The sequence below is a fragment of the Sphingomonas arabinosi genome, assembly GCF_036663715.1.
GTDB lineage: Bacteria > Pseudomonadota > Alphaproteobacteria > Sphingomonadales > Sphingomonadaceae > Sphingomonas.
The window spans coordinates 353,068-379,242 of sequence record NZ_JAXOJN010000003.1 but is presented as its reverse complement, the minus strand read 5'-3'; the positions used below and the strand labels follow the sequence as shown (position 1 = coordinate 379,242).

The 26,175-nt window shown below is 66.3% G+C and carries 31 protein-coding genes; 26 read left to right on the top strand and 5 right to left on the bottom strand.

Translation table 11 applies throughout. The features are described 5' to 3' along the window. From U1708_RS07365 to U1708_RS07290, 16 genes are all read left to right on the top strand, one after another. Positions 1-177: a YnbE family lipoprotein gene (locus tag U1708_RS07365; protein ID WP_332744221.1), complete on the top strand. Its 177-nt coding sequence runs from the start codon at positions 1-3 to the stop codon at positions 175-177. A 1-nt stretch (position 178) separates the two neighbouring features. Continuing rightward, complete coding sequence (locus U1708_RS07360; protein WP_056065119.1) at positions 179-559, top strand: YdbL family probable chaperone protein; 381 nt, start codon at positions 179-181, stop codon at positions 557-559. A gap of 262 nt (positions 560-821) precedes the next feature. Next, the gene (locus U1708_RS07355; RefSeq protein ID WP_131583894.1) at positions 822-1,142 is read left to right on the top strand and encodes an AtpZ/AtpI family protein; all 321 of its coding nucleotides are present in this window, start codon (positions 822-824) and stop codon (positions 1,140-1,142) included. Between the two features lie 70 nt (positions 1,143-1,212). Further along, positions 1,213-1,971 carry a F0F1 ATP synthase subunit A gene (locus tag U1708_RS07350; RefSeq protein ID WP_332744567.1) on the top strand — a complete coding sequence of 253 codons (759 nt, stop codon included), beginning with the start codon at positions 1,213-1,215 and terminating at the stop codon, positions 1,969-1,971. Positions 1,972-2,010: 39 nt separating this feature from the next. Then, positions 2,011-2,238, top strand: a complete 228-nt coding sequence (locus U1708_RS07345) for a F0F1 ATP synthase subunit C (RefSeq protein WP_031394300.1) — start codon at positions 2,011-2,013, stop codon at positions 2,236-2,238. A gap of 57 nt (positions 2,239-2,295) precedes the next feature. After that, positions 2,296-2,790: a F0F1 ATP synthase subunit B family protein gene (locus U1708_RS07340; protein WP_248522785.1), complete on the top strand. Its 495-nt coding sequence runs from the start codon at positions 2,296-2,298 to the stop codon at positions 2,788-2,790. Positions 2,791-2,827: 37 nt separating this feature from the next. Continuing rightward, complete coding sequence (locus U1708_RS07335) at positions 2,828-3,400, top strand: F0F1 ATP synthase subunit B family protein (RefSeq protein WP_443030009.1); 573 nt, start codon at positions 2,828-2,830, stop codon at positions 3,398-3,400. Between the two features lie 158 nt (positions 3,401-3,558). After that, positions 3,559-3,879 (top strand): DMT family transporter, encoded by a 321-nt coding sequence (locus tag U1708_RS07330; RefSeq protein WP_332744208.1) that lies wholly within the window; start codon positions 3,559-3,561, stop codon positions 3,877-3,879. Between the two features lie 319 nt (positions 3,880-4,198). After that, on the top strand, positions 4,199-6,124 hold the full coding sequence (gene uvrC, locus U1708_RS07325) for an excinuclease ABC subunit UvrC (protein ID WP_332744206.1): 1,926 nt from the start codon (positions 4,199-4,201) through the stop codon (positions 6,122-6,124). Between the two features lie 90 nt (positions 6,125-6,214). Continuing rightward, positions 6,215-6,946 carry a DNA repair protein RecO gene (gene recO, locus U1708_RS07320; protein ID WP_332744204.1) on the top strand — a complete coding sequence of 244 codons (732 nt, stop codon included), beginning with the start codon at positions 6,215-6,217 and terminating at the stop codon, positions 6,944-6,946. A gap of 40 nt (positions 6,947-6,986) precedes the next feature. Then, entirely contained in the window at positions 6,987-8,033 is a 1,047-nt protein-coding gene (leuB, locus tag U1708_RS07315; protein ID WP_332744202.1) for a 3-isopropylmalate dehydrogenase, read from the top strand. A 10-nt stretch (positions 8,034-8,043) separates the two neighbouring features. Next, positions 8,044-9,141, top strand: a complete 1,098-nt coding sequence (locus U1708_RS07310) for a glycosyltransferase family 2 protein (protein ID WP_332744565.1) — start codon at positions 8,044-8,046, stop codon at positions 9,139-9,141. A 195-nt stretch (positions 9,142-9,336) separates the two neighbouring features. After that, positions 9,337-10,542, top strand: a complete 1,206-nt coding sequence (locus U1708_RS07305) for a trans-sulfuration enzyme family protein (protein ID WP_332744200.1) — start codon at positions 9,337-9,339, stop codon at positions 10,540-10,542. Beyond that, the gene (gene apaG / locus U1708_RS07300; RefSeq protein WP_332744198.1) at positions 10,539-10,937 is read left to right on the top strand and encodes a Co2+/Mg2+ efflux facilitator ApaG/CorD; all 399 of its coding nucleotides are present in this window, start codon (positions 10,539-10,541) and stop codon (positions 10,935-10,937) included. The genes U1708_RS07305 and apaG overlap by 4 nt, the downstream gene beginning before the upstream one ends. A 10-nt stretch (positions 10,938-10,947) precedes the next feature. Continuing rightward, entirely contained in the window at positions 10,948-11,742 is a 795-nt protein-coding gene (locus U1708_RS07295) for a LysR family transcriptional regulator (protein WP_332744196.1), read from the top strand. Then, the gene (locus U1708_RS07290) at positions 11,739-12,311 is read left to right on the top strand and encodes a GNAT family N-acetyltransferase (protein WP_332744194.1); all 573 of its coding nucleotides are present in this window, start codon (positions 11,739-11,741) and stop codon (positions 12,309-12,311) included. The genes U1708_RS07295 and U1708_RS07290 overlap by 4 nt, the downstream gene beginning before the upstream one ends. Before the next feature lie 151 nt (positions 12,312-12,462). Here U1708_RS07290 and U1708_RS07285 read toward each other — a convergent pair whose 3' ends face one another. Both U1708_RS07285 and U1708_RS07280 read right to left on the bottom strand, forming a co-directional pair. After that, complete coding sequence (locus U1708_RS07285; RefSeq protein ID WP_332744192.1) at positions 12,463-13,767, bottom strand: serine hydrolase; 1,305 nt, start codon at positions 13,765-13,767, stop codon at positions 12,463-12,465. After that, positions 13,749-14,603, bottom strand: a complete 855-nt coding sequence (locus U1708_RS07280) for an ABC transporter permease (RefSeq protein ID WP_332744190.1) — start codon at positions 14,601-14,603, stop codon at positions 13,749-13,751. The genes U1708_RS07285 and U1708_RS07280 overlap by 19 nt, the downstream gene beginning before the upstream one ends. 65 nt (positions 14,604-14,668) lie before the next feature. Between U1708_RS07280 and U1708_RS07275 the strand changes: the two genes are divergently transcribed. Both U1708_RS07275 and U1708_RS07270 read left to right on the top strand, forming a co-directional pair. Further along, complete coding sequence (locus U1708_RS07275) at positions 14,669-15,439, top strand: GcrA family cell cycle regulator (RefSeq protein ID WP_332744188.1); 771 nt, start codon at positions 14,669-14,671, stop codon at positions 15,437-15,439. A 535-nt stretch (positions 15,440-15,974) separates the two neighbouring features. Further along, positions 15,975-16,166, top strand: coding sequence for a hypothetical protein (locus U1708_RS07270; RefSeq protein WP_332744186.1), 192 nt, complete (start codon positions 15,975-15,977; stop codon positions 16,164-16,166). Here the strand turns inward: U1708_RS07270 and U1708_RS07265 are convergent. Then, a complete protein-coding gene (locus tag U1708_RS07265) occupies positions 16,156-17,001 on the bottom strand; it encodes an outer membrane protein (RefSeq protein ID WP_332744184.1) in 846 nt (281 codons plus the stop codon). The genes U1708_RS07270 and U1708_RS07265 overlap by 11 nt on opposite strands. Before the next feature lie 159 nt (positions 17,002-17,160). Here U1708_RS07265 and parE point away from each other — a divergent pair, with 159 nt between their 5' ends. The 8 genes from parE to queE all read left to right on the top strand — a co-directional run bounded on the left by parE (position 17,161) and on the right by queE (position 24,788). Next, complete coding sequence (gene parE / locus U1708_RS07260; RefSeq protein ID WP_332744182.1) at positions 17,161-19,170, top strand: DNA topoisomerase IV subunit B; 2,010 nt, start codon at positions 17,161-17,163, stop codon at positions 19,168-19,170. 36 nt (positions 19,171-19,206) lie between these two features. Continuing rightward, positions 19,207-19,464 carry a BrnT family toxin gene (locus U1708_RS07255; protein WP_332744180.1) on the top strand — a complete coding sequence of 86 codons (258 nt, stop codon included), beginning with the start codon at positions 19,207-19,209 and terminating at the stop codon, positions 19,462-19,464. Then, positions 19,457-19,717 (top strand): BrnA antitoxin family protein, encoded by a 261-nt coding sequence (locus U1708_RS07250; RefSeq protein WP_332744178.1) that lies wholly within the window; start codon positions 19,457-19,459, stop codon positions 19,715-19,717. Before U1708_RS07255 ends, U1708_RS07250 begins: the two co-directional genes overlap by 8 nt. A gap of 104 nt (positions 19,718-19,821) precedes the next feature. After that, positions 19,822-21,012 carry an aspartate aminotransferase family protein gene (locus tag U1708_RS07245; RefSeq protein ID WP_332744176.1) on the top strand — a complete coding sequence of 397 codons (1,191 nt, stop codon included), beginning with the start codon at positions 19,822-19,824 and terminating at the stop codon, positions 21,010-21,012. 141 nt (positions 21,013-21,153) lie between these two features. Then, the gene (argF, locus tag U1708_RS07240) at positions 21,154-22,074 is read left to right on the top strand and encodes an ornithine carbamoyltransferase (protein ID WP_332744175.1); all 921 of its coding nucleotides are present in this window, start codon (positions 21,154-21,156) and stop codon (positions 22,072-22,074) included. Positions 22,075-22,218: 144 nt separating this feature from the next. Next, positions 22,219-23,124, top strand: a complete 906-nt coding sequence (gene hslO / locus U1708_RS07235) for an Hsp33 family molecular chaperone HslO (protein ID WP_443030008.1) — start codon at positions 22,219-22,221, stop codon at positions 23,122-23,124. A gap of 310 nt (positions 23,125-23,434) precedes the next feature. Further along, positions 23,435-24,151 (top strand): 7-cyano-7-deazaguanine synthase QueC, encoded by a 717-nt coding sequence (gene queC, locus U1708_RS07230; protein ID WP_332744170.1) that lies wholly within the window; start codon positions 23,435-23,437, stop codon positions 24,149-24,151. 4 nt (positions 24,152-24,155) lie between these two features. Continuing rightward, positions 24,156-24,788 (top strand): 7-carboxy-7-deazaguanine synthase, encoded by a 633-nt coding sequence (gene queE / locus U1708_RS07225; protein WP_332744168.1) that lies wholly within the window; start codon positions 24,156-24,158, stop codon positions 24,786-24,788. A gap of 106 nt (positions 24,789-24,894) precedes the next feature. Here the strand turns inward: queE and U1708_RS07220 are convergent, their stop codons facing one another. Further along, positions 24,895-25,605: a hypothetical protein gene (locus U1708_RS07220; RefSeq protein WP_332744166.1), complete on the bottom strand. Its 711-nt coding sequence runs from the start codon at positions 25,603-25,605 to the stop codon at positions 24,895-24,897. 281 nt (positions 25,606-25,886) lie between these two features. Further along, positions 25,887-26,153 carry a hypothetical protein gene (locus tag U1708_RS07215; RefSeq protein ID WP_128455324.1) on the bottom strand — a complete coding sequence of 89 codons (267 nt, stop codon included), beginning with the start codon at positions 26,151-26,153 and terminating at the stop codon, positions 25,887-25,889. Between the last annotated feature and the right edge of the window lie 22 nt (positions 26,154-26,175).

The following is a 26,175-nucleotide window of genomic DNA, read 5'->3' as shown; positions in this document are numbered from 1 at the left end:
ATGAAGACGATCGCTTTTCTGGTGACGACCGCCGCCGCCCTGCCGGGCTGCATCAACGTGTCGGCGCCAGACAAGCCGATCGAGATCAACCTCAACATCAACGTCACGCAGGAAGTGGTCTATCGTCTCGATGGCGAGGCGAAATCGTTGATCCAGCAGAATCCGGGGATATTCTAGAATGAAGACCAAGGTCCTTATGATGGTTGCCGCAGCGGCGGCTCTCGGCGGCCTGTCTGTCGCGGCAACCGCGCAGCGCGATCCGGCCTATGCCGCTGCGCGCGCGGGTGGCGAGGTCGGCGAGCAGCCCGACGGCTATCTCGGCCTGGTCGGGGCCGCGAGCGGTGATCTGCGCGCGCTGGTCAACAACATCAACATCCAGCGCAAGTCGGCCTACACGCAAAAGGCGCAGGCGAGCGGCGCGACGGTCGAACAACTCGCGTTCACCAGCGGCTGTAACCTGATCCTGCAGACCAACCCCGGCGAGAAGTACAAGACCCCGAACGGTGTCTGGAAGACCCGGACGGCCGGCGCGCCCGAACGCGATTCGCGCTGCGTCTGAACCTACTCGGCTCCCCTCCCTGACAAGGGAGGGGCTGGGGGTGGGTAGGCCGCTTGGGGATCGTGACGCCAGCCAACCGGCCGACCCACCCCCAACCCCTCCCTTCCAGGGCGGGGAGAAGAAGATCCGCCCCCGGATTAATGACACCCCTGTCACACCGGTTGACTTGCACCCCCCCCTTTTCTAAACGGACCGCGCCTTGGCGGGATCGCTCGTCGCTGCTTGCTTCCTCCCCGATGCGAAATCAGGTGGAGGAACGTGCGTGGCGGAGATCGAACCCGGACAGGACCCCCAGGGTGTTGAAGATCCGCGACTTTCCGCGCTCGATGAGCGATTGAGAGAGGTCAAGGCTCGGGAAACGCTGGCAAAGGGGCAGAAGGGGGCGGATGCCGAGCGGGGTTACTCGCAAGGCAATCGCGTCATTTCCGCTCTTATCGGGAGTCTCGTCGGCAGTGCGCTGATCGGGTGGTTGATTGACCATTGGTTCGGCACTGGCCCTTGGGGACTGATCGTGCTGCTGTTCCTCGGGATAGCGGTCGCGTTCAGGCAGATCATTCGAATTTCAGGCGAACGCCCGGAGTAACCGGGCGTTTGTCGTATCAAGACGGCAGGGATTCCACGTGGCGGCAGAACAGGGCGGCAAGATCGATCCGATGCACCAGTTCCTGATCGAGCCGGCGTTCGGCTCGCACTGGATCGTAGGTGGCTATGACCTGTCGTTCACCAACTCCGCATTGTGGATGGTGGTGACGCTGGTCGCACTTTGGGCGTTCATGATCGGTGGGATGAAGCGCGAGCTCGTGCCCGGTCGCTGGCAGATGGCGGTCGAGGGCTTCACCGGCTTCATCTCGGGCATGCTCGAGCAGAATGTCGGCCCCGGCGGCAAGCGCTTCGTGCCCTATGTCTTCTCGCTGTTCATGTTCATTCTGTTCGCGAACATCATCGGCCTGTTGCCGTTCGGCATCGTCCCCGGCGTGCATCCGTTCACCGTGACCAGCCACATGACCGTCACCGGCGTGCTGGCGTTGATCAGCTTCGCGATCGTGCTGCTCGTCGGTTTCGGCAAGCACGGCTTCCACTTCTTCTCGCTGTTCGTGCCGAGCGGCACGCCCGCGCTGATGATCCCGTTGATCTTCGTGGTCGAGCTGATGTCGTTCCTGGTGCGTCCGTTCTCGCTCGGTCTGCGACTGTTCGTGGCGATGACCGCGGGGCATATCCTGCTAAAGGTGCTCGCTGCGTTCGTGATCAACGGCATCAACCTGGGCGGGATGTATATCGGTCTGGTGACCGCGCCGAGCATGCTGCTGATGATCGGCATCACGCTGCTCGAGCTGCTGGTCGCCGCGATCCAGGCATACGTGTTCGCGTTGCTGACGTCGGTCTATCTGAACGACGCCGTAAACCTTCACTAAGTTTTCCATTACCTAACTGATTTTCAAAGGGAATTTATCATGGACGTCAACGCAGCAAAGATGATCGGTGCCGGCCTCGCAGCGATCGGCATGGGCCTCGCAGCCCTCGGCGTGGGCAACGTGTTCGCCCAGTTCCTCGCCGGCGCTCTCCGCAACCCGGGCGCAGCCGACAGCCAGCAGGGCCGTCTGTTCATCGGTTTCGCAGCAGCCGAGCTTCTCGGTCTGCTCGCCTTCGTCACCATGATCATCCTGGTGTTCGTCGCCTAACCACTCGGTGATTTGGCCGGGCAACCGCGCCCGGCGGGATTAACGCAGGACAGACCAATGCCCCAGATTGCCCAGATAGCCGCTACCTACGCCTCGCAGATCTTCTGGCTGCTCCTCACCTTCGGGATCCTGTATTTCGGGATCGGCAAGGGAATGGTGCCGAAGATCGTGTCCAACGTGGACTCGCGCGAAGGCCGGATCGCTGGCGATCTGGCGGCAGCGGTTGCTGCCCGTGCGCAGGCCGATACGGTCCAGGCGAACTGGCAGGCCGAAATGGACGCGGCGCGTACCGCGGCGCAGGCCGAGACCGCTGCCGCTGCGAAGCGTGCGGCGACGGCGTTCGAGCAGCAGGTCCATGCGGCCGACGTCGAACTCGCCGAGCGTCTGGGTCATCACGACCTGGCGGTAGCGAACGCAAAGGCCGAGGCTCTCGCGAACCTTCAGGGTGTCGCCGCCGAGGCAGCACAGCAATTGGCCGCCAAGGTCGCAGGGCTCCAGGTCAGCCTGGACGCGGCGAGCGACGCGGTACGCAGGACGACGGCGCATGGCTAATCCAGATTCGGCCGCAAAGGTCATCCACGAAGAGGGCATGGCGCCCGAAGGTGCGATCGACAACCAGGGTTTGCAGGGCCACACGACCGCGCCCGGCGGCGTCGAGCACGTCGCCGATCCGACCGCGCTCGGCCTGACCTCGACCGGCTGGGTCGCGGTGGCGATGATCGTCGTGATCCTGCTGATGATCTGGAAGAAGGTTCCAGGCATGATCGGCAAGATGCTCGACACGCGCATCGCGGGCATCCGCACCCAGCTCGACGAAGCCAAGGCACTCCGTGCCGAAGCCGAAGCTATCCGCACCGAGTACGAGGCGAAGGCCAAGACCGCGCACGTCGAAGCCGAAGCGATGAAGGCCCACGCGCATACCGAAGCCGCGGCGATCATCGCTAAGGCCAAGGCCGGCGCCGAAGACCTCATGACCCGCCGCGCGAAGATGGCCGAGGACAAGATCGCCGCTGCCGAACGCGCCGCGATCGCCGAAGTCCGTGCGCGGGCTGCCGATGCTGCGGCGAAGGCTGCCGGTATCCTGATCGCCGAGCACCACGACGCCGCCGCCGATCGCGCGATGGTCGACCGCTCGATCTCGGGCCTCGGCCGCTTGAATTGATCCTACTCCTCTCCCCTCGGGGGAGAGGAAGGGGCCCGCTGCGAAGCCGTGGGAAGGTGAGGGCACGTGTGCCTCCCGCGACACATCATTATCGACGGCCGTCTCTTCCCGGGTTTCCGGCGGCCGAGTCTCCAATCTGAGCCCGTTGGAGAACATTCATGTCCTGGCTCATCCTCGCGGTCGCCGTCGTCACCGAAATCTGCTGGGCGCTCAGCCTCAAATGGGCCGCTACCGTCGCCACGTGGCAGGCCTCCAGCGTCCCGATCGTCCTCAGCTTCGTCAACATGGGCCTGCTCGCCCTCGCGATGCGCGGCCTCCCCGCCGGCACCGCCTATGCGATCTGGACCGGTGCAGGCGCGATCGGCGTGATCATCGGTGGCGTCATCCTGTTCGGCGACAAGGTCAGCGGCATCCAAGCCTGCTTCATGGCGCTGACGGTGGTCGGCATCGTCGGCACCAAGGTCTTCGCTCAGGCCTGACCCTTAGCTTTCGCCCGCAGGGCTTCGAAGATTGATTCACGCGAAGGCGCGATGGCGCGAAGAGAAGGTTTTGTTCGCGCAGAGACGCAGAGACGCAGAGAGCGCGGAGGTGTCGCGGTCGGGGTTGATGTTAGGACTGCGACAGGGAGCATAAGCCTCCGGCGGTTTGAAAGCGGATGCCAGTTCCAATCGCCCCTTCTCTCAGCGTCCTCTGCGCCTCTGCGCGAAATCAATCTTCTCTTCGCGCCATCGCGCCTTCGCGTGAACATCACTGCCTTCCGCTGGCATAACCCCCCCGCACTCCCTAGATTCCGCAGCGATGTCCTCCCCCAATTCCCCCGACCGTTTCAACGAAGACAAGTCCACCTTCGCCGTCCGCGGCGCCGGTGAAGCGCCCGATCTTGCGGCCGGCGTGGCGGCGATCCGCAACGTGCTCGAGACGCTGCCGATCCGCCCCGGCGTCTACCGGATGCAGGATGCGCGCGGCGACGTGCTCTACGTCGGCAAGGCGCGCGCGCTCAGGAACCGCGTCGCCAACTACGTCCAGGTCGAGCGGCTGACCAAGCGCCTCCAGCGAATGGTGTCGCAGACCCGCTCGATGACGATCGTCACGACCAACAACGAGGCCGAGGCGCTGCTGCTCGAATCGCAGCTGATCAAGCGCTATCGCCCCGCCTACAACGTGCTGCTGCGCGACGATAAGAGCTTCCCCTTCATCCTCCTGCGCGACGACCACGCCTTCCCGCGCGTCCAGAAACACCGCGGCGCGCGCCGTGCGAAGGGCAATTACTACGGCCCGTTCGCGAGCGCCGGTTCGGTCAACAACACGCTCAACGCGCTCCAGAAGCTGTTCCTCCTGCGCAGTTGCACCGACAGCTTCTTCAAGACCCGCGACAGGCCGTGCCTGCTCTACCAAATCAAGCGCTGCTCCGCGCCCTGTGTCGGCCGCATCGACGAACTCGCCTACAACGAGCTGGTCGAGGACGCGAAGGCGTTCCTCGGTGGCAAGTCGACAGGTGTTCAGGCGAAACTCGGCGCGCAGATGCAGGCCGCCGCCGAGAACATGGACTTCGAACTCGCAGCTTTGCTCCGCGACCGTCTCCGCGCGCTCACCTTCATCCAGGGCACGCAGGCGATCAACGCCGAAGGGGTTGGCGACGCCGACATCTTCGCGATGGCGTGCAAGGACGGGCTGATCGGCATCCAGGCGTTCTTCATCCGTGGCGGCCAGAACTGGGGCCATCGCAGCTTCTTCCCGCAGCACACCAACGACGTCCCCGAGGACGAGGTGCTGACCAGCTTCCTCGGCCAGTTCTACGAGGAGGTCCCGCCGCCCAAGCAGATCCTGCTGGATCGCGAATTGCCGGAGGGCGCGCTGCTGGTCGAGGCACTAGGCGAACGCGCCGGCTACAAGGTCGCGCTGCAAGTCCCGCAGCGCGGCGACCGTCGTCGCCTGATGGACCAGGCCAAGCGCAACGCGATCGAGGCGATCGAACGCCGCCAGGCGGAGTCGACGACGCAGGCCAAGCTGCTGCGCGAAGTCGCCGACCTGTTCGACCTCGCCGAGCCGCCGCAGCGTATCGAGATCTACGACAACAGCCACATCCAGGGCACCGCCGCGACCGGCGCGATGGTCGTCGCGGGACCCGAGGGCTTCCGGAAAGGCCAGTATCGAAAGTTCAACATCAAGAACAAGGATACAGCCCCGGGCGACGATTTCGCAATGATGCGCGAGGTTTTCACGCGGCGGTTCTCGCGCGCGCAGGCCGAAGACCCGGATCGGGACTCGGGCGACTGGCCCGATCTGGTGCTGATCGACGGCGGCAAGGGCCAGCTCAACACGGTGAAGGCCGCGCTCGAGGAGATCGGCGTCGAGGACGTGTGCCTGGTCGGGATCGCCAAGGGCCCGGAACACGGCCGCGACGGCCGCGAGGTGTTCCACATGCTCGACGGCCGCGAGTTCCAGCTCCCCGTCAACGCGCCGGTGCTGTTCTACCTCCAGCGCCTCCGCGACGAGGTCCACCGCTTCGCGATCGGTGTCCACCGCGACAAGCGCAGCAAGGCGATCGGCGCCAGCCCGCTCGACGAAGTCCCCGGCATCGGCCCCGCGCGCAAAAAGGCGCTGCTGATGCACTTCGGCACCGGCCGCGCGGTCCGCAATGCGAGCCTCCAGGACCTGCAACAGGCGCCCGGGGTATCCGCGGGCGTCGCACAACAGGTCTACGACTTCTACCACTCCCGCTAACGTCCCCGGTCGCGGCGCACCTGAAGCCCGCGCGTCCCAAGCCGGAAGCAGAACGGTTGCGTCGGAACGGCCAAGGCTCGAAGGTAGATCATGCATCTCCGCGCAACCGCCATAGTCGTCGCCGTTCGCCAACACGGCGAGCACGGCGCGATCGTGCGTGCGCTCACCCGCGGCGACGGTGTGCAGCCCGGCTATGTCCGCGGCGGTCGCTCGCGTGCGATGCGGCCGGTGCTGCTCCAGGCCAACGTCATCCAGGGCGAATGGCGGGCGCGGACAGGCGAACAACTCGCGTCGTTGACGGCCGAGCTGGTCCACAGCCGCGCCACGCTCCACAGCGAGCCGCTCGCCGCCGGTGCGCTGGAATGGGCGACCGCGCTGACCGCCGCCGCCCTGCCGGAGGCGCAACCCTATCCGCACATTCACGACGCGCTCGACGGCGTATTGAGCGCGATCGAGGGGGCACCGTCCGCCCGCGGCTGGGCGGCGGCGTTGGTTCGCTATGAATTGCTGATGCTGGCGGAGCTGGGGTTCGGGCTCGATCTCGATCGGTGCGTGGCTACCGGCGCAATCGACGACCTGGCCTTCGTCTCCCCCCGGAGCGGCGCGGCGGTCTCGCGCGGGGCGGCGTTCGGATACGAGGCAAAATTGCTGCGGTTGCCCGACTTCCTGATGGTCGGTGGCGAGGCGGAGTGGACCGACATATTCGATGGGTTGCGTCTGACCGCACATTTCCTAGCACGCGACATCCTCGTCGATCGCCGCGCCGATCCGCTGGCGGCGCGCGACCGGCTGGTCGATCGCCTCAAAAGGGCGGTTGCGTGAGCGCGCATCGCCCGGCAAGGGCGGCGGCGGAGGAACGCACATGCCCTTGATCGCGATACTGGCCGGTGACGGCATCGGACCCGAAGTCACGTCGGAGGCCCGCCGCGTGCTCGATACGCTCGGCCTCGACCTCACCTACGAAGAGGGTCTCGTCGGCGGCGCGGCCTACAGGGCGGTCGGGCATCCACTCCCACCCGAAACGCTCGACCTCGCGCGGCGTGCGGACGCGGTGCTGTTCGGAGCGGTCGGCGACCCCGATTGCGACAGTCTGGAGCGTCATCTTCGTCCGGAGCAGGCAATTCTCGGCCTCCGCAAGGACCTCGGCCTGTTCGCCAACCTTCGCCCGGCCAAGCTGTTCGCCGGCCTGGAGGACGCGTCCGCGCTCCGCCCGGAGATCGCACGGTCGATCGACATGGTCATCGTCCGCGAGCTCACCGGCGACGTGTATTTCGGCGCGAAGGGCATCCGCACCACCGCCGACGGCCTGCGCGAAGGCCATGACGAGATGCGCTACGACGAGAGGGAGATCGCGCGCATCGCCCGCGTCGGCTTCGAGACCGCGCGCACCCGCAAGGGCAAGCTGCTCTCGGTCGACAAGGCCAACGTGCTCGAAACCTCGCAGCTCTGGCGCGACGTCGTGATCGAGGTTTCGGCGGACTATCCCGACGTCGACCTCAGCCACATGTACGTCGATAACGCGGCAATGCAGATGGTCCGCAACCCCGGCCAGTTCGACGTGATCGTCACCGGCAATTTGTTCGGCGACATCCTGTCGGACGAGGCGTCGATGTGCGCGGGCTCGATCGGCATGCTGCCGTCCGCTGCGCTCAATAGCTCGAACAAGGGCATGTACGAACCGATCCACGGCAGCGCACCCGACATCGCCGGGCAGGGCAAGGCCAACCCGTGCGCCGCGATCCTTTCCGCCGCGATGATGCTGCGCCATTCGCTCGGCCTGCCCGACGCCGCCGACCGGATCGAGGCGGCGGTAGCGGCGGCAATCCTCGGCGGCGCGCGCACGCCCGATCTCGGCGGCACGCTGTCGACCCGCGAGATGGGTGACGCGGTGCTGGCAAACCTCTCCTGAACAGCCGGTGATCGGCGACGCGCTCGAACTCGGGATCGTCATCCCGACGTTCAACGAAAAGGCCAACGTCGCGACCTTGATCGCCAGGCTCGACCAGGCGCTGGCCTGGCGCAACTGGGAGGCGATCTTCGTCGACGACGACAGTCCCGACGATACGGCCGGCGCCGCGCGCGCGATCGCACGACACGATCCGCGGGTTCGCGTGATCCAGCGGATCGGTCGTCGCGGGCTGTCCTCGGCGTGTATCGAGGGCATGTGCGCCACCGCGGCGCCGTTCGTCGCGGTGATCGATGGCGATCTCCAGCACGACGAGACGCTGTTGCCGGCGATGCTCGATCGCCTGCACCACGGCGAGACCGACGTGGTCATCGGCTCGCGCTTCGTCGCCGGCGGTGGCACCGGCGCATGGGACAGCGACCGCGTCGCCAAATCCGCGTTCGCGACCAGGCTCTCGCGCGCGGTGCTGAAGGCCGATCTCAGCGACCCGATGAGCGGCTTCTTCATGATCCGCACCGACATCGTCCGCCGCCTCGCGCCGTCGCTGTCGGCGATCGGTTTCAAGATCCTGCTGGACCTGCTCACCGCCTCGCCACAGCCGCTGCGCTTCGTCGAGCTTCCCTACACCTTCCGCGTCCGCGCCGAGGGTGAGAGCAAGCTCGATCACGTCGTCGCGCTGGAATATCTGATCGCGATCTACGACCGGATGTTCGGACGGATCGTGCCGGTGCGGTTCGCGATGTTCTCGGCGATCGGGCTGCTCGGCGTCGGCATCCACATGGCGGTGCTGACCGCGTTGTTCATGGGCCTCGGCGCGCAGTTTCTCGCGAGCGAGATCCTCGCGACCTTCGTGGCGCTCACCTTCAACTTCTTCCTCAACAATGCGCTGACCTATCGCGATCGGCGTCTGAAGGGCTGGCGGCAACTGGTCGACGGCTGGGTGTCGTTCGCGGTGATCTGCTCGGTCGGCGCGGTCGCCAACGTCGGCATCGCCGCCTTCCTCTACGAGATGCGCGACGGCGCTTGGGCGGCATCTGCCCTGGTCGGCGTACTCGTCGGCGCGGTCTGGAACTACGCGCTGTCCTCGAAATTCACCTGGGGCCGGTACTGAACCTTCTGGCCCCCCTCCCTGAAAGGGAGGGGCTGGGGGTGGGTAGGCCAGCTCAAGTCGCAACCGTTCCACGATCCGGAACCCGACCCACCCCCAACCCCTCCCTTCCAGGGAGGGGCGAACGAAGCCCTCACACACCCGCAAGGCTTGTCCCCGGGCTTGTCATCCCGGCTCCCCCCCGGCAAAGCGTCGCGCATGAAGCGCAAGACCGGCCAGGATCGTTCGATCACCCAGAATTGGCGTCCCGCGACGCGCGCCATCCGCGGCGGCACCGCCCGCAGCGAATATGGCGAGACGTCGGAGGCGTTGTTCCTCACCTCGGGCTATTGCTACGACAAGGCGGGCGACGCCGCGGCGCGCTTTGCCGGCGAGCAGCAGGGGATGACCTATTCCCGCCTCCAGAACCCGACCGTGCAGATGCTCGAGGAGCGGATCGCGCTGCTCGAAGGCGCCGAGGCGTGCCGGACGATGGCGACCGGCATGGCGGCGATGACCGCGTCTTTGCTCTGTCAGCTCCAGACCGGCGATCACCTCGTAGGCGGCCGTGCGGCGTTCGGCTCCTGCCGCTGGCTGACCGACACGCTGCTGCCGAAGTTCGGGATCGCCACGACGATCGTCGATGCGCGCGATCCGCAGGCTTTCCTCGACGCGGTCCGCCCCGAGACGAAGGTGTTCTTCTTCGAGACGCCCGCCAACCCGACGATGGACATCGCCGACTTGAAGGCGATCTGCGACATCGCGCGTGAGCGCGGCATCACGACCGTGGTCGACAACGCCTTCGCGACCCCTGCCTTGCAGCGCCCGATGGAGTTCGGCGCGGACGTCACCGCGTACAGCGCGACCAAGATGATGGACGGGCAGGGCCGCGTGCTCGCCGGTGCAGTCTGCGGCACCGAGGATTTCATCACCAACACGCTGCTGCCGTTCACGCGCAACACCGGGCCGACGCTGTCGCCGTTCAACGCGTGGGTGGTGCTCAAGGGCCTCGAGACGCTCGACCTTCGCATCCACCGCCAGTCCGAGAACGCGATGAAGGTCGGGCAATTCCTCGAAGGCCGCGTCCCCCGCGTGCTGCACCCCTTCCTGCCGAGCCACCCGCAGCATGAACTGGCGATGCGCCAGATGGACGCGTGTGGCCCGATCTTCGCGTTCGAGGTCGAGGGGCGCGAACAGGCGCACGCGTTGCTCGATGGCCTCGAACTCGTCGACATCTCGAACAACATCGGCGACTCGCGCTCGCTGATGACGCACCCCGCCTCGACCACGCACGCCAGCGTATCGCCCGAGAAGCAGATCGAGATGGGCGTGACCGAGGGCCTGTTGCGGATCAACGTCGGGCTCGAGGATGCGCAGGACGTGATCGACGACCTCGACCAGGCCTTGAAGCAGGCCGGTCTGTGAAAGCGCTGTTCCCCAACGCGGCGACGACCGATGGGGTGACGGTGCGCGTGTCGGTCAGCTACCTCCCCGAACAGTCCGAGCCCGAGCGCGGCCGATGGTTCTGGGCGTATCACATCCGCCTCGAGAACGAGGGCGAGGAGAGCGTGCAACTGCTCACCCGCCACTGGGTGATCACCGACGGCCGCGGCGCGCGCCATTCGGTCGAGGGCGAGGGCGTGGTCGGCGAACAGCCGGTGATCGAACCCGGCGCGAGCTTCGACTATGTCTCGGGCTGCCCGCTCGCGACGCCGACGGGCGCGATGCAGGGCAGCTACCAGATGGTCCGCGAAGACGGCGCGGTGTTCGCGGTCGAAATCCCCCGCTTTTCGCTGTTCGCGCCCGCGGTGCTGAATTGAGGAGTCCGCGATGAAGCGCACGCATCTCCCCCTGAACGGCCTGCGCGTGCTCGACGCGGCGGCGCGGCATCTGTCGTTTACGCGCGCCGCCGACGAACTCGCCGTGACGCCGGCGGCGGTCGGTCAGCAGATCCGCGCGCTGGAGGATACGCTCGGCGTCGTGCTGTTCCGCCGCACCACGCGCGGGCTGGAGCTGACGCCCGAAGCCGAGGCCGGTCTCGGCGCACTCCGCGGTGGCTTCCTCCAGTTCGAGGAAGCCGTCCGCGCGATGCAGGCCGGCCAATCCTCCAAGTCGCTGACGATCGCCGCGCCGCGCGACCTGACCGAGAAGTGGCTGATGCCGCGGCTCGCGCAGATCGCCGAAGCCGATCCCGAACTCCGCTTCGTGCTGATCACCGCCGACGAGAATGTCGACTTCACCGAAGCCAATCTCGATCTCGCGATCCGCTGGGGCGATGGCCCGGGCGAGCATGAGGGCGAGGCGCTCGAATCCGAGGGCATGGTGACGATCGCCAAGCCCGGCACCGATAGCGAAGCCGCAATCGCCTGGTCGGGCCCCAGCGAACCGGGGGACGGCGTCGCGCTGGTCCGCGTCACCGACGCAGGGCTCGCGATCGACGCAGCGGCGGCCGGGCTGGGCCGCGCGACCGTCCCCGAACTGCTGGCCCGCCGCGATCTGGCGCAGGCCCGCGTGCAGCTGATCGGCGAGTCGCAGCCGTCGAAAGGTGGCTATTGGCTGGTCGCCCCACTCCCGCAGTGGCGCCAGAAGAAAGTCCGCGCGCTCGTGGACGCGCTCACCGCGTGAGGCAGCCGGGACGCAGACCACGGCGTGCCGGCGTATCGCCGGTACTGAAGACGCGACGGCTGCGGCTGCGGCCGCTCGTCGAGGGCGACGCGACCGCGTTGCACCCGATGCTCGCCGATGCGGAGTTGATGGCGTATTCCGCCGACGGCCCCCTGGGCTCGGTCGACGACGTCCGCACCTACCTCGCCGAGGAAGCCGCCCCCGGCAATCAGCGCACCTGGGCGATCACCCGCACCGGCGACGACCGCGCGATCGGCTGGGTCTCGGGGAGCGAGGCCGACGGGGCAGGGGTGACCGAGATCGGCTTCATCCTCGCGCGCGAGGCCTGGGGGCGCGGGATCGCGCGCGAGGCTGTGTCGGCGGTGATCGACCGTCTGTTCGCGGAAGGCCGCAGCCGCGTATTCGCCGATGCCGATACCGAGAATACCGCATCGATCCTGTTGCTGGAGCGGTTGGGGTTCCGCCGCGAACGCCTGTTGCGCGACGAGTGGGAGACCCATCTGGGCCTGCGCGACAGCCTGATCTTCGGCCTCTGCGCAGATAGCTGGCAGGCCGCCGGACGGGCTTAAATAACGCCGCCATTCCCATAGATCCACCACCCCGGCGAAGGCCGGGGCCCAATTGGAAAGGTGGAAATAACGAAGCGCTACCCGAATTTAGCAGCGTCTCCCAATTGGGCCCCGGCCTCCGCCGGGGTGGTGCTTTTGTCTGAGACCGACTCTACCGCCCCGCCAGCAGCGCCAAAGCCCGCCCCATCAACCCCGCGAACCGAACCTCGTTCACGGCATCATCACCCCGGTGCCAGTTCCCGGTAGCCGCATACCAACGCCCGTCCTTCGCCTGCACCAGATAGTTCAAGCTCAGCACCCCCGGCTCGCCACCACCCTTGAACCCGACATACCCAAACCGCTTGGCGATCGCCGGATCGCCCCCCGCGTTGACGGCAAGGATCGCCCGAGTCGTCGCATCCGCGCCGCGCAACCGATCCAGCACCCCCGCCATCGCCGCCGGGCTCGCAAACCATTCGACGCTGTCGATCGCGACCGGCTTCCCCGCGAACACGGTCGGATCCAGCTTGGCCGTGGCAATCTTCACCGCATTGTCGTCCAGCAGCGTGCGCCGCTCGTCCACCGACCCTGCCGCCCACGCCTTGGTCAGCGCCGGATCACCCTTCAGCACGAACATCTCGCGCGTGGTCATGACCGGCACGCGGCCGGCCTCCGCCTCCGCCATCGCATCGACCTTCGCCCGCCCGAGCGTCGTCAGCAGCGTATCCGTCGCGGTGTTGTCGCTGATAGAGATCATCATCGTCGCCAGCGTCTGCACGGTCACAGGCGATCCCGCGGGCCAGGTCTGCAACACGCCGGAGGGAAGCGACGGCGCCCCGACCTTCACGACGTCCACCCAATGCCGCTCACTCGCCGCCACCTGTCGCGCCAACTCCGCCAGCACCCACAGCTTGAACGCCGACCCGAGCGGTGCTGCGACATCGGCACGGTATTCGAAGAGTGGCTGGGGTTTGTCCTCGCTCAGCGCATACAGCCCGAACCCACTGGCACCCGGCAGCGCACGAAACTCCGCCTCGACCTTCGCCATACTGTCGTCGCGCGCGGCAGTGCCGGTAATCAGCAACCCGGTCGCGGCATGCGGTGCCTTCGGGTCGAGCACCAGCCGAACGCTCGCCGTCCCCCGCGCATAGCCCACCACCAGATCCGCGCTCCACGCCGACGTCGGCGTCAGCGACTCGATCTTCTGCGGTGCGCCCAGCGTCGCCTTCAGCTTCTCGACGATCGTCGAGAACTGCGCCTCCGGCACCTTCTCCCGGAAACTCGCGGCAAAATATGCATCGTAAGCGCCGCGCCCATCGAGGATCGCGACCAGCGCATCGGCCTTTGCCCGCAACACCGGGTCCGCCACCGCGCCCTGCGCCACCGCGCCCTGCGCCACCGCACCGACGGGCAGCAAGGCCACTGCCAACGCCACCAGCCAGAGCGCTAGGCCTCGCATCAGTTCTTCAGCTTCCACCCGCTCTTCAGCAACCGGTAGCAGAGCGTCGCCAGTACCAGATCGATCACCAGGATCACGATCCCGCCGATCATCACCGGCGAATCGGCAATCCCCAGGAACCCATAGCGAAAGCCCGAGATGATGTAGAAGAACGGGTTGGCATGGCTGAATGCGCGGAACGCGGGCGCCAGCTTGTCGACCGAATAGAACGTCCCCGACAACAGCGACAACGGCGCGATCACGAAGTTGGTGACCGCCGCCGCATGATCGAACTTGTCCGCCCAGATCGACGTCAGCACGCCGAGCAGCGCGAGGAACACAGCGCCGAGCAACCCGAACCAGATGATGGCGAGCGGTGCGTGCGGCGTCACGTGCACGCCCGGATACAGCGCCATCGCCGCCCACACGACGATCCCGACGATCACCGCACGCGTCACCGCGCCACCGACCAGCGCGGCGAGCAGTTCACCCGTCGCCAAGGGCGGCTGGAGGTAATCCACGATCGTCCCCTGCATCTTGCCGACCAGCAGCGAAAAGCTCGCATTGGCGAACGCCGGGCCCATCATGCCCTGCGCGATGATCAGCCCCGGCGCGATGAAATCGGCGAACGCGACGATCCGGCCATCGACCGGAACCGGGCTTCTCGCGCCCGTCGCGATGGTGAACACGATCAGAAAAAGCAGGGTGGTAATCGCCGGCGCCCACACCGTCTGAAGCTGCACCTTGAAGAACCGGCGCACCTCCTTGATATAGAGGGTTCGCAATCCCTCCCAGTTCACGCTCTTGATGACGGGAACGCCGGGGGCGGAATGTACCGCCGAATGGATTTCACCGATTGGGGGCTGGCTGCTCATGGAGGTTGCGGGTAATCGCTGCCGCTGCTGCCCGCAACCCGGCTGACGTAGACTAAGGAACGAACATGTCCTGGACCGACGAGCGCATCCAGACGCTCAAGACGATGTGGGAGGCCGGCCAGACCGCCAGCCAGATCGCCGAAGCATTGGGTGGCGTCAGCCGCAACGCCGTCATCGGCAAGGCCCACCGCCTCGAGCTACAGGCGCGCCCTTCGCCGGTGAAGCCGAACGATCCCGAAGCGAAGGCGGCGGCTGCGGCCGAAGCAGCGGCGTCGGCATCGGCTGCAGCCGCAGCGGCTCCCGAGCCGGTCGCCGCACCGGAACCGGTCGAGGTCGAGGCCCCCAAGCCCGCACCGGTCGCACCGCCCGTCGTGGCAGCAGCCAAGCCCGCGGCACCGGTTGAGCCGGAGCCGGTCGCCGAAGAGCCAGAGGATGAGGCTGAGGATGAAGACGAGGACGAGGCTGCTCCGGCTGTCGCCGCCCCCGTCCGCGCGCCACAGCCGATCCTGCGCTCGGTCGGCCCCGGCGGCTTCCTTCGCCAGGCTCCCGGCGAGCAGCAGCCGCCAAGCACGCCGGCCCCGCCGCGTCGCCTCGTCCCCGCCAAGCCATCGGCCGAGATGGCGAACAAGACGAGCCTGCTCGAACTGAACGACCGCATCTGCAAATGGCCGCTCGGCCATCCCGGCGAACCCGACTTCCACTTCTGCGGCAAGGCCGTGAACCCGGGCTTCCCGTACTGCGTCGATCACTGCGGCCACGCCTACCAGGCACAGTTGCCCCGTCGCGACCGCCGCCCGACCCCACCGCTGCCGTTCGGCGGCCCGCGGCCTCGGTGAGGCGCAGGGCGGCCTGCGCCAATCTGGCGCAGGACTCGCTCAAGCCCGGCCGGCGCGGCTCGCCGCGGCCGACGACATGGGCTTTGCCCATGGCTAGCGTGATATGAAAAAGGCCGCTTCCTCGGGTGAGGAAGCGGCCTTTTTCAAACCTGCTACCGCCCCGACTTCAAGAGGCACCACCCCGGCGAAGGCCGGGGCCCAACTGGGAACGTGTTGGTAATCGTGCGCTTCGCTCTGTTAGCAACGTTCCCCAGTTGGGCCCCGGCCTCCGCCGGGGTGGTAGGTAGGGAGGAGCATGCTTTCCGTGTTCTCCCGCGAATACGGGAGCCCAGTCTGGATCCCCGCCTAAGCGGGGAAACAAACTTTCCGCGGGCAACGTGCTCAGTACCGGAACGTGCTTTCGGTCGAGACGCGGCGATAAAGTCGGCCACGCCCCCACAACACGCTCCCGTCATCCTCACGAAAGTCAGGACCCAGGATACCGAGCGGCAACGTATCTGACTCTGCGTCCTGACTTTCGTCAGGATGACGAAGCGTGTGGATCACCACTCGGAACATCGAACGTGAAAAAGAGAAAGGCCGCGTCCTCACCCGAGGACGCGGCCTTCTTCAAACCTCGCTAGCCATGGGCAAAGCCCATGTCGTCGGACGCGGCGAGCCGCGCCGGCCGGGCTCGGGCGAGTCCGCTGCCAGCGTGGCAGCGGCCGCCCTTCGCCTCAAAACCTAAACGCAGCCGTGGCGCGCAGGCTGTGCCAGCGGAAATCGTCGAAGCTGCGACGGAAGTCCGTCCCCGACGCGTTGCCGCGCGTGAAAGGGCCACCGGTCGGGCCGCCCGATGCGCGCACGCGGTAGTCGGTGTCCTGATACTGGTGGTACTGATACTCAAGACCGACCGAGAAGTTGCGACCCAGCTTCTGCTCGATGCCGCCACCACCGACGATGCCCCATTCCTTGCTGCCACCGTTGGTGGTGAAGGTGTTCGCCGTGTTGCCGGTCGTGAAGCTGTTGTCGATGTTGGCATAGCCGACGCCGAACGTGCCGTAGAACAGCGTCGTGTTCGCCGCATAGCCCAGGCGACCGCGTGCCGATGCTTCCCACTTCAGGTCGCGCGTCATCGTGTAGAAGGCAGGCGTGGTGCTGAACGCCGAGACGCTGTCGCTGATCTCGTTCTTGCCGAACTCGCCGACCACGCCGACGACGATGTTGCCGCGCTGGTAGTCCGCGCCGACGCGTGCCGAATAGCCGATGCCGTCCTTGTCGCTACGGCAGCCACGGCCACCGACGGCAGGCGCGACGTTGCTGGTCGCACGACCGTTGCAGAAGCCCGGCGAGAACGCGTTGGCTACGGTCGCAGTCGAGATGGTGTCGCCGAAGACGCCATCCAGATTGCGATCGAATGCGATCGACTCGCCGTCGTCGTTGGGCTGCACGTCATAGCCGAACGAGCCGCCGACATAGACGCCGCTGAACGGCGCGTCGTCGGTCCTGTCCTGTGCGGCGGCAGGCGCCGCGAAACCCAAAGCGGCAACGCCTGCAAGCGCCACCATCATCGTCTTGTTCATATTCACTCCCGGAAATTTCATGACAGGTTTTTCATAAACGGCCGGTCGCGGAAAAATTATGCAGCTAGATTAACAATGTGCGTCAATGTGGCTTTCCAGCAACAGGGAGAACAAACGGAGCCTGTGGCTTTGTCTCACGCCTCGGGCTACGCTCTCGCCATGGCTGAAGATCTGTTCGCGTCCCCCTCGACGCCCGGCGCCGGCAAGACCGCCGCCAATACCTATGATGCATCCTCGATCGAGGTGCTCGAAGGCCTCGAACCCGTACGCCGCCGCCCCGGCATGTACGTCGGCGGCACCGACGAGCGCGCGCTCCACCACCTCGCCGCCGAAGTCCTGGACAACGCGATGGACGAGGCGGTCGCCGGTCACGCCACCCGGATCGAGGTCACGCTCGAAGCGAACAACCGCCTGACGATCGTCGACAACGGCCGCGGCATCCCGGTCGACCCGCACCCGAAGTTTCCCGACAAGTCCGCGCTGGAGGTGATCCTCTCGACGCTCCACTCGGGCGGCAAGTTCGCGGGGAAGGCCTATGCGACCTCGGGCGGCCTGCACGGCGTCGGCATCAGCGTCGTCAACGCGCTGTCCTCCGACACCGTCGTAGAAGTCGCGCGCGATCGCCAACTCTACCGCCAGCGCTTCGCCAAGGGCCAGACGCTCGGACCGATCGAGCATCTTGGGGCCACGCCCAACCGCCGCGGCACCAGCGTCGCGTTCACCCCCGACACCGAGATCTTCGGCAGCGAACTGAACTTCAAGCCGCAGCGCCTCTACAAGCTCGTCCGCTCCAAGGCGTACCTGTTCGCAGGCGTCGAGATCCGCTGGCACTGCACGCCCGACCTGATCGGCGACGACACGCCTGCACAAGCCGTGTTCCAGTTCCCCGGCGGCCTAGCCGACCACCTCCGCGACCAGATCGCCGGCCGCGAATGCGCGACCTCGGACTTCTTCTCGGGCTCGCAGGATTTCCCCAGCGCGAACGGCGAAACCCAGGGCCGCGTCGAATGGGCGGTCGCGTGGCCGCTCTGGAGCGACGGCTCGTACAGCTGGTATTGCAACACCATTCCGACCCCCGACGGCGGCACGCATGAGCAAGGCCTCCGCCAGGCCCTGGTCCGCGGCCTGCGCGCGTTCGGCGACCTCGTCGGCAACAAGAAAACCAAGGATATCAGCGCGGACGACGTCATGGTCGGCAGCGAGCTGATGCTATCGGTCTTCATCCGCGAACCGCAATTCCAAAGCCAGACCAAGGATCGCCTCACCAGCCCCGAAGCCGCTGGCCTCGTTGAGAAGGCGGTGCGTGACCATTTCGATCATTTCCTCAGCCACAACATGGAGCGCGGCAAGGCGCTGCTGAACTACGTGCTCGAACGGATGGACGAACGCCTGCGCCGCAAGCAGGAGCGCGACGTCAAGCGCAAGACCGCAACGTCCGCGCGCAAACTCCGCCTGCCGGGCAAGCTCACCGACTGCTCCGCCAACTCGCCCGAGGGCACCGAACTGTTCATCGTCGAAGGCGACTCGGCCGGCGGCTCGGCGAAGCAGGCGCGCGATCGGAAGACGCAGGCGATCCTCCCGATCCGCGGCAAGATCCTCAACGTCGCATCCGCCACCAGCGCCAAGATCTTCGCCAACCAGGAAATCGCCGACCTCACGCTCGCGCTGGGCTGCGGCACCCGGAAGGACTGCACCCCGGATACGCTACGCTACGAACGCATCGTCATCATGACCGACGCAGACGTCGACGGCGCGCACATCGCGACGCTGCTGATGACGTTCTTCTTCCAGGAGATGCCCGAGCTGGTCCGCCGCGGGCATCTCTACCTCGCGCAACCGCCGCTCTACCGCCTCACCGTCGGCACCAAGAGTGTCTACGCCCGCGACGACGCCCACCGCGCCGAGCTGGAGCGCACCGTGTTCAAGGGCAAGAAAGTCGACGTCGGCCGCTTCAAGGGCCTCGGCGAGATGAACCCGAGCCAGCTTCGCGAAACCACGATGGACCCCGCCACCCGAGGCATGCTCCGCATCACGCTGCCCCAGGAATACGAAGAGCGCGCGCAGGTAAAGGACCTGGTCGACCGCCTGATGGGCAACAACCCGGCGCACCGCTTCGCCTTCATCCAGGAAAACGCCGGCCGCATGGACGAGGAAGCGATCGACGCCTAGCGCAAATCGTATTGACAATTTGATCGGAAAGTTTAGATGTCTGTCGCGTTCGATCCTGAGAAAAACGCGGCTAACATCGCAAAGCATGGTCTTTCCCTCAGTGACTTTCGCGGTTTCGATATGAATCCCGTGACAATCGTCGACGACCGTTTCGACTATGGTGAAATCCGGTTCCAGGCACGGGGGCGGATCAACGGGATCGGATACTGCGTCGTCTATGTCGAAACGGACGAAGGCATGCGGGTGATCAGTTTTCGACGCGCACACGACAAGGAGATGCGACGGTATGAATAAGCTTCCCCCGCCTCCCGATTTCGACGAAAATCCCGAATGGACTGATGAGATGATCGCGCGCGCGCGACCCGCATCCGAAATTCATCCGCCGCATGTCGTGGCCGCGCTTGTGCGCCGGCGCGGCCCTCAGCAGGCACCGACCAAAACGCCGGTAACTGTGCGTCTCGACCCCGACGTGCTCGACAAGTTTCGCGCGACCGGTCCCGGCTGGCAGTCACGAATGAACGAAGCGTTGCGGCAAGCTAAAGTCTGACACGATAGCGCGCCCGCCGAGGTTGACGCGTCTCCCCCCGCGTCCGTATTAGGCATTCCGGGCGGCCAGTGGGTCGCCCTTCTCGTTTCGGAAAGGAAGCGCTTGTGACCATCACCCCGCTCATGCCCGTCTACCCGCGGTGTGGCGTGCGTCCGGTCCGAGGCGAGGGCGCGTACCTCTATGGTGAGGACGGCCAGCAATATCTCGATTTCGCCAGCGGCATCGCGGTGAACGCGCTCGGCCACGCGCATCCGCATCTGACCAAGGCGATCGCCGATCAGGCTGCGACGCTGATGCACGTGTCGAACCTGTACGGGTCGCCGCAGGGTGAGCATCTCGCGCAGCGCTTGGTCGACAACACATTCGCCGACACGGTGTTCTTCACCAACTCCGGCGCCGAAGCGGTCGAGTGCGCGATCAAGACCGCGCGGCGCTATCACTTCGCCAACGGCAATCCGCAGCGGCACACGCTGATCACGTTCGACACAGCATTCCACGGGCGCACGCTCGGCACGATCTCGGCGACCAACCAGACGAAGATGCGCGACGGGTTCGAGCCGCTGTTGCCGGGGTTCGCCTATGCGAACTTCAACGATCTCGAAGGCGCGCTGGCGCTGATCGACGACAACACGGCCGGCTTCCTGGTCGAGCCGATCCAGGGCGAGGGCGGCATCCGTCAGGCGAGCCACGAGTTCCTGACCGGCCTGCGCAAGGCGTGCGACGATCACGGTCTGTTGCTGGTGCTCGACGAGGTCCAGTGCGGCTACGGACGTACCGGCAAGTTCTTCGCGCACGAGCTGTACGGCATCACGCCGGACATCATGGCGGTCGCCAAGGGCATCGGCGGCGGCTTCCCGCTGGGCGCGTGCCTCGCGACCGAGGAAGCGGCCAAGGGCATGGTCGCCGGCACGCATGGCTCCACCTATGGCGGCAACCCGCTTGGGATGGCAGCGGGCGAGGCCGTGCTCGACGTGATGCTGGAGGACGGTTTCCTCGATAACGTCACGGCGATGGGCGACCGGCTGCGTCAGGGGCTCGAACAGATGATCCCCAACCACGATCACCTGTTCGACAGCGTCCGCGGCACCGGGTTGATGCTCGGGCTGAAGCTCAAGAGCGACAGCCGCGCGTTCGTCGCGTTCGCGCGCGATCATCACAATCTATTGCTGGTGTCGGCGGGCGAGAACGTCATCCGCATCCTGCCGCCGCTGGTGATCGACGAGAGCCACATCGCCGAGTGCATCGACAAGCTGTCGACCGCCGCGCGCGTCTACGTACCCGCCGCCGACGATTGATTTAAATCCTCCCCGCACGCGGGGAGGGGGACCATGCGAAGCATGGTGGAGGGGGATCGCCCCGCAGCAAAGCACCCGTGGAGGTCCCCCTCCACCACTTGCTTTGCAAGCGGTCCCCCTCCCCGTGCCGGGGAGGATATTATGACCCGCCATTTCCTGAATCTCACCGACGCCGGAGCCGACGGGATCGCCGCGATGCTCGCCGACGCACTCGACCGCAAAGCCGCCCGTGCGGGCCTCCCCAAGGGCCGCGTCGATGCCGACGCGCCGCTCGCCGGGCACACGCTCGCGATGGTGTTCGAGAAGAGCTCCACCCGCACGCGCTTTTCGTTCGACATGGCGATCCGCCAGCTCGGCGGCACCTCGATCGTGTCCGACGGCGGCTCGATGCAGCTCGGGCGCGGCGAGTCGATCGCCGACACCGCGCGCATCCTGTCGGGCTATGTCGACGCGATCATGATCCGCACCGACGATCACGCCAAGATCGAGGAAATGGCGCATTACGCCTCGGTCCCAGTCATCAACGGCCTGACCGACGCCTCGCATCCGTGCCAGATCATGGCCGACCTGCTGACGATCATCGAGAGCGGCAAGACGCTCCCCGGCCTCAAGGTCGCTTGGCTGGGTGACGGCAACAACGTGCTCGCCTCGATCGTCGAGGCGGCCGGGCTGATGCAGTTCGACGTCGTCGCAGCGTGCCCGCAGGGGTTCCAGCCCGAGGAAGAAGCGATCGTTCGGGCGTCGGGCAGGGCGCGCGTCGTCTCCAATCCGCGCGAGGCGGTCGAGGGCGCGGACATCGTCGTCACCGATACCTGGATCTCGATGGGCCAGACACATGCCGAGGCGAAGCTGAAGGCGCTGACGCCGTATCAGGTCGATGCCGCACTGATGGCGATGGCCAAGCCCGACGCGAAGTTCCTCCACTGCCTGCCCGCGCACCGCGAGGAAGAAGTGACGTCGGACGTCATCGACGGTCCGCAGTCGCTCATCTGGCAGGAGGCCGAGAACCGGCTGCACGCGCAGAAGTCGGTGCTGCGCTGGTGCTTCGGGCAGATCGGTTGAGGGGGCGTGTCGGTTGAAGCCACGGGTCTAGCTCCCCATTTTCGTCATTCCCGCGGAGGCGGGAACCCATAAACGCTACCGGCTCGGCTTTCACGGTCGTTTGCCATGATGGATCCCCGCCTGCGCGAGGATGACAAAGGAATGATGGTGAACGACCCCAACATGACCGATCTCGACCGCGCGCTGGCCTTCGCGATCCCCGCGCGCAGTGCCCGCGGCCGGATCGTGCGGCTCGGTACCGCGCTCGACGAAGTGCTCGCCGCGCACGCTTATCCCCCCGCGATCGAGAAGCTGCTCGCCGAGGCGCTGACGCTCGCCGCGCTGATCGGCTCGACGCTCAAGGATTCGAGCGGGCAGCTGACGATGCAGACCCGCACCGACAACGGCGTCGTCCAGCTGCTCGTCTGCGACTACCGCGGCGGCGAAGTGCGTGGGTACATCGAATATGATGCGGACAAGCTCGCCGAAGCGCCCGCCGAGCCCTCGTTGTTCGCGCTGTTCGGCGCCGGCTATCTGGCGATCACGTTCGACATGGCGAGCAGCAACGAACGCTATCAAGGCATCGTGCCCCTCGACGGCGACACGCTGTCGCAGGCCGCGCAGAGCTATTTCACCCAGTCCGAGCAGATCCCGACGATGATCCGCACCGGCATGGCGAAGGGCCCCGACGGTCGCTGTATCTCCGGCGGCCTGTTCCTCCAGCACCTTCCCGAGGGCGAGGACGGCCGCGAGCGGTTGCACACCAAGCTCGACCACCCGGAATGGGAGCATGTCGCCACGCTCGGCTCGACGATGAGCGCGGACGAATTGACAGACGCGACGTTGCCGCTGGAAACGCTGGTCTGGCGTCTGTTCAACGAGGAAGAGGACGTCCGCATCCTCGCGGACATCCCGATCGTCCGCGGGTGCCGCTGCGATCCGGACTATATCAAGGGCGTGATCTCTAAATTCCCGTTGGAGGAACGCCAGTCGATGGCGGACGAAACCGGCTTCATCATCGTCGACTGCGCGTTCTGCGCGAAGAAATTCCCCGTCCCGGTCGACGCCTAACCCCTCTCCCTTCAGGGGAGAGGGAGGGGCCCGCGCGAAGCGTGGGAGGGTGAGGGGCGTGAGGCTCCGGACGCTAATCCCAACCACCCCTCACCCTTCCGCAGCCAAGCGGCTGCTCCCTCCCTCTCCCCCGAGGCGAGAGGGGAAGGCGCGGCGTTAACGTCCTTTTCACCCCTCATCGCTACCTCTACACACGTGCTCTTATTCAGCACGTTTACTCCCTTAAGGTGCGCATCCCGCGCCAAACTCGGGGCCGCTCCACCGGGCGGCCCTTTCTTTTTCGCGCTCGCTGGCCTAGCGAACACGCATCATGACATCCCCTGCTCCCTTTGCGGTCGCCCTCGTCTCGGGCGGGCTCGACTCGATGGTATCCGCCGCCCTGGCGCGCGAAGCCGGCCAGCGCGTGCTCGCGCTGTCGTTCGACTATAATCAGCGTCACCGGATCGAACTCGACGCCGCGCGCCGCGTCGCCAGCGCACTCGGTGTCGAGCGCCACATCGTCCTGCCGATGGACCTGTCCGCATTCGGCGGCTCCGCGCTGACCGCCGATATCGACGTGCCGAAGGACGGCGCGGGTACCGAGGACGGCGGCGGCATTCCCGTCACCTACGTCCCCGCGCGCAACACGATCTTCCTGAGCCTCGCGCTCGGCTGGGCCGAGGCGGCGGGCGCGCGCGACATCTATATCGGCGTCAACGCGCTCGACTATTCCGGCTATCCCGATTGCCGGCCCGAGTTCATCGCCGCCTTCGAAGGCTTGGCGGAACTCGCCACCAAGGCCGGCGTCGAGGGCGAACCGTTCCGCATCCAGGCGCCGCTCCAGATGATGACCAAGGCGGATATCGTCCGCGAAGGCACGCGTCTCGGGCTCGACCTGGGCCTCAGCTGGTCGTGCTACGATCCGACGCCCGCCGGCGAGCATTGCGGCGAGTGCGACAGCTGCCGCCTGCGCGCGCGCGGCTTCGACGAGGCCGGTATCGCCGACCCGACGCGCTACGCCGTGCCCCCAGCATCTGGGCCGGCCTGACGCCATGAGCTACGCCGTCAAGGAGATGTTCCTCACGCTGCAGGGCGAGGGCGTGAATGCCGGCCGTCGTGCGGTGTTCGTCCGGTTCGCCGGCTGCAACCTATGGTCGGGCCGCGAACAGGACCGCGCGACTGCGGTATGCAAGTTCTGCGATACCGAGTTCGTCGGCACCGATGGGCTCGGCGGCGGCAAGTTCGCCGACGCGCAGGCCTTGGCCTCGGCGGTCGCGGGCTTCTGGGGAGAGGGCGCGCGCGACCGGTTCGCCGTCCTGACCGGTGGCGAGCCGATGCTGCAGATTGACGACGCGATCGTCGATGCACTGCATGAACACGGCTTCCGGATCGCGATGGAGAGCAACGGCACGATACCGGCGCACCCGGGGATCGACTGGATCTGCATCAGTCCCAAGGCCGGCAGCATCGTCGTCCAGCGGGCTGGGCACGAACTGAAGCTGGTCTGGCCCCAGCCGGGCAGCGACATCGAAGAGGTCGAGACCTGGGACTTCGCGAACTTCCTGCTCCAGCCGCTCGACGATCCACGCGCGGATGCGAACCGCGAGGCCTGCGTCGATCTGGTCATGGAGCGCCCGCAGTGGCGGCTCTCGCTCCAGACGCACAAGCTGCTCGGCCTGCGCTGAAAGTGTGCCGCGCGATCGTGCGCGAGACCAAGAATGCCCGATCCCCTAGTCCGTCACCCCAGCTCTCGCGGGGGTGACGGGATCAGAGCAATCGCCACGCCGACCCTCAGCGCGTCGCTATCCCGACACCGGCGGGCGGCCAGTTCTGGGCGCCGCACTTCTTCGCGACCCATTCGCCCTTCTTGTTCCAGCAGATCGGATCGAGGCGGATCATCGTCGGGGCCGACCGTTCGCGGCCGATGTACCGCGGAAAGCGCTGCTCGCCCCACGGGATCAGGCTGTTCCGCAACTCGCGCGAGCGGGCCAGCGCGACTTCGGCGAAATGACCGCGCGGTGCGAATACCGCGTCGCGCCCGATCGACCCTGCGGTCTGGCAAAAGCCGTACTGCGCCGCGACCGTGGCGAAGCTCGAATAGGTTCGCGTGCCGAACTGGTCGAGCGCGGCCTGCCCGGCGCGGGCCCCCGCTGCCTTGTTCACGCGGAGGAAGTATTTGGTGAGCGTGTCGAATGCCCCCTTCAGCTCTTCGCCGTGGTCCGTCAGGATCGAGTTGTAGTTCGGCACCGTCAGCAGGGTCGGTTCGAACTGGCACTGCAACGCCGCGACGTTGAGCGCGGCGCGCATGTGCCACACCAGGGCCGCACGCATTTCCGCCGACGTCGCGCCGGGCAAGGGCTGGCCGAGGTCCGCTTCCTCGCCGGTGACGGGTGCGGCCGAAAAATCGCGCGACTGCAAAAAGAACTGCGCCGACGCCGACTGCGCGACAGCGAGCCCGCTCGACGCCACGCAAAGCGCGAGCGCGGTACGCAACACCTTCATTCCAACCTCCCCAGGGCATTCCAAGCAAACGAATCTAAAGCGTTTCGCAGAAACTCCCAAGCGATTTTAACCTTTTCCGGGGATCGAACGGCACGCGCGTTGAGGGACCACGCCGCAGGGTACCGAGCGTCGTTCGCCGCAGCCGTAACGATCGGCTGAGATGCCCGGTCCGGTCCGTGGGAACCCGAACGACAAAGGGCCGCCCGGTTGCCCGGACGGCCCTTCACGTCACGTAAGTCCTGTCGGAAATCACCCGCCTGAACGGTTGGTTTCCTAGGGGATTACATTGCGTTGTTGGTCATCATGGTGTCGTTCGACATCATCGTGTCGTTCGCCATCATGGTGTCGTTGGCCATCATGCCACCGTTCATCGTGCCGTCGACGGCAGTCATGTTGTCGGTCATGGTGTCCATGCCTTCGGTGGCGTTCATGTCGGTGACCATCGTGTTGTCGGTCGTCGTCTCGGTCTTCGGACCGCAAGCCGAAACGGCAAGTGCTGCGCTGGCGATCAGCGAACCGGTCAGGACCTTGGAAATGAGTGCACGCATGTGGAAGCTCCCTAGATAGAGG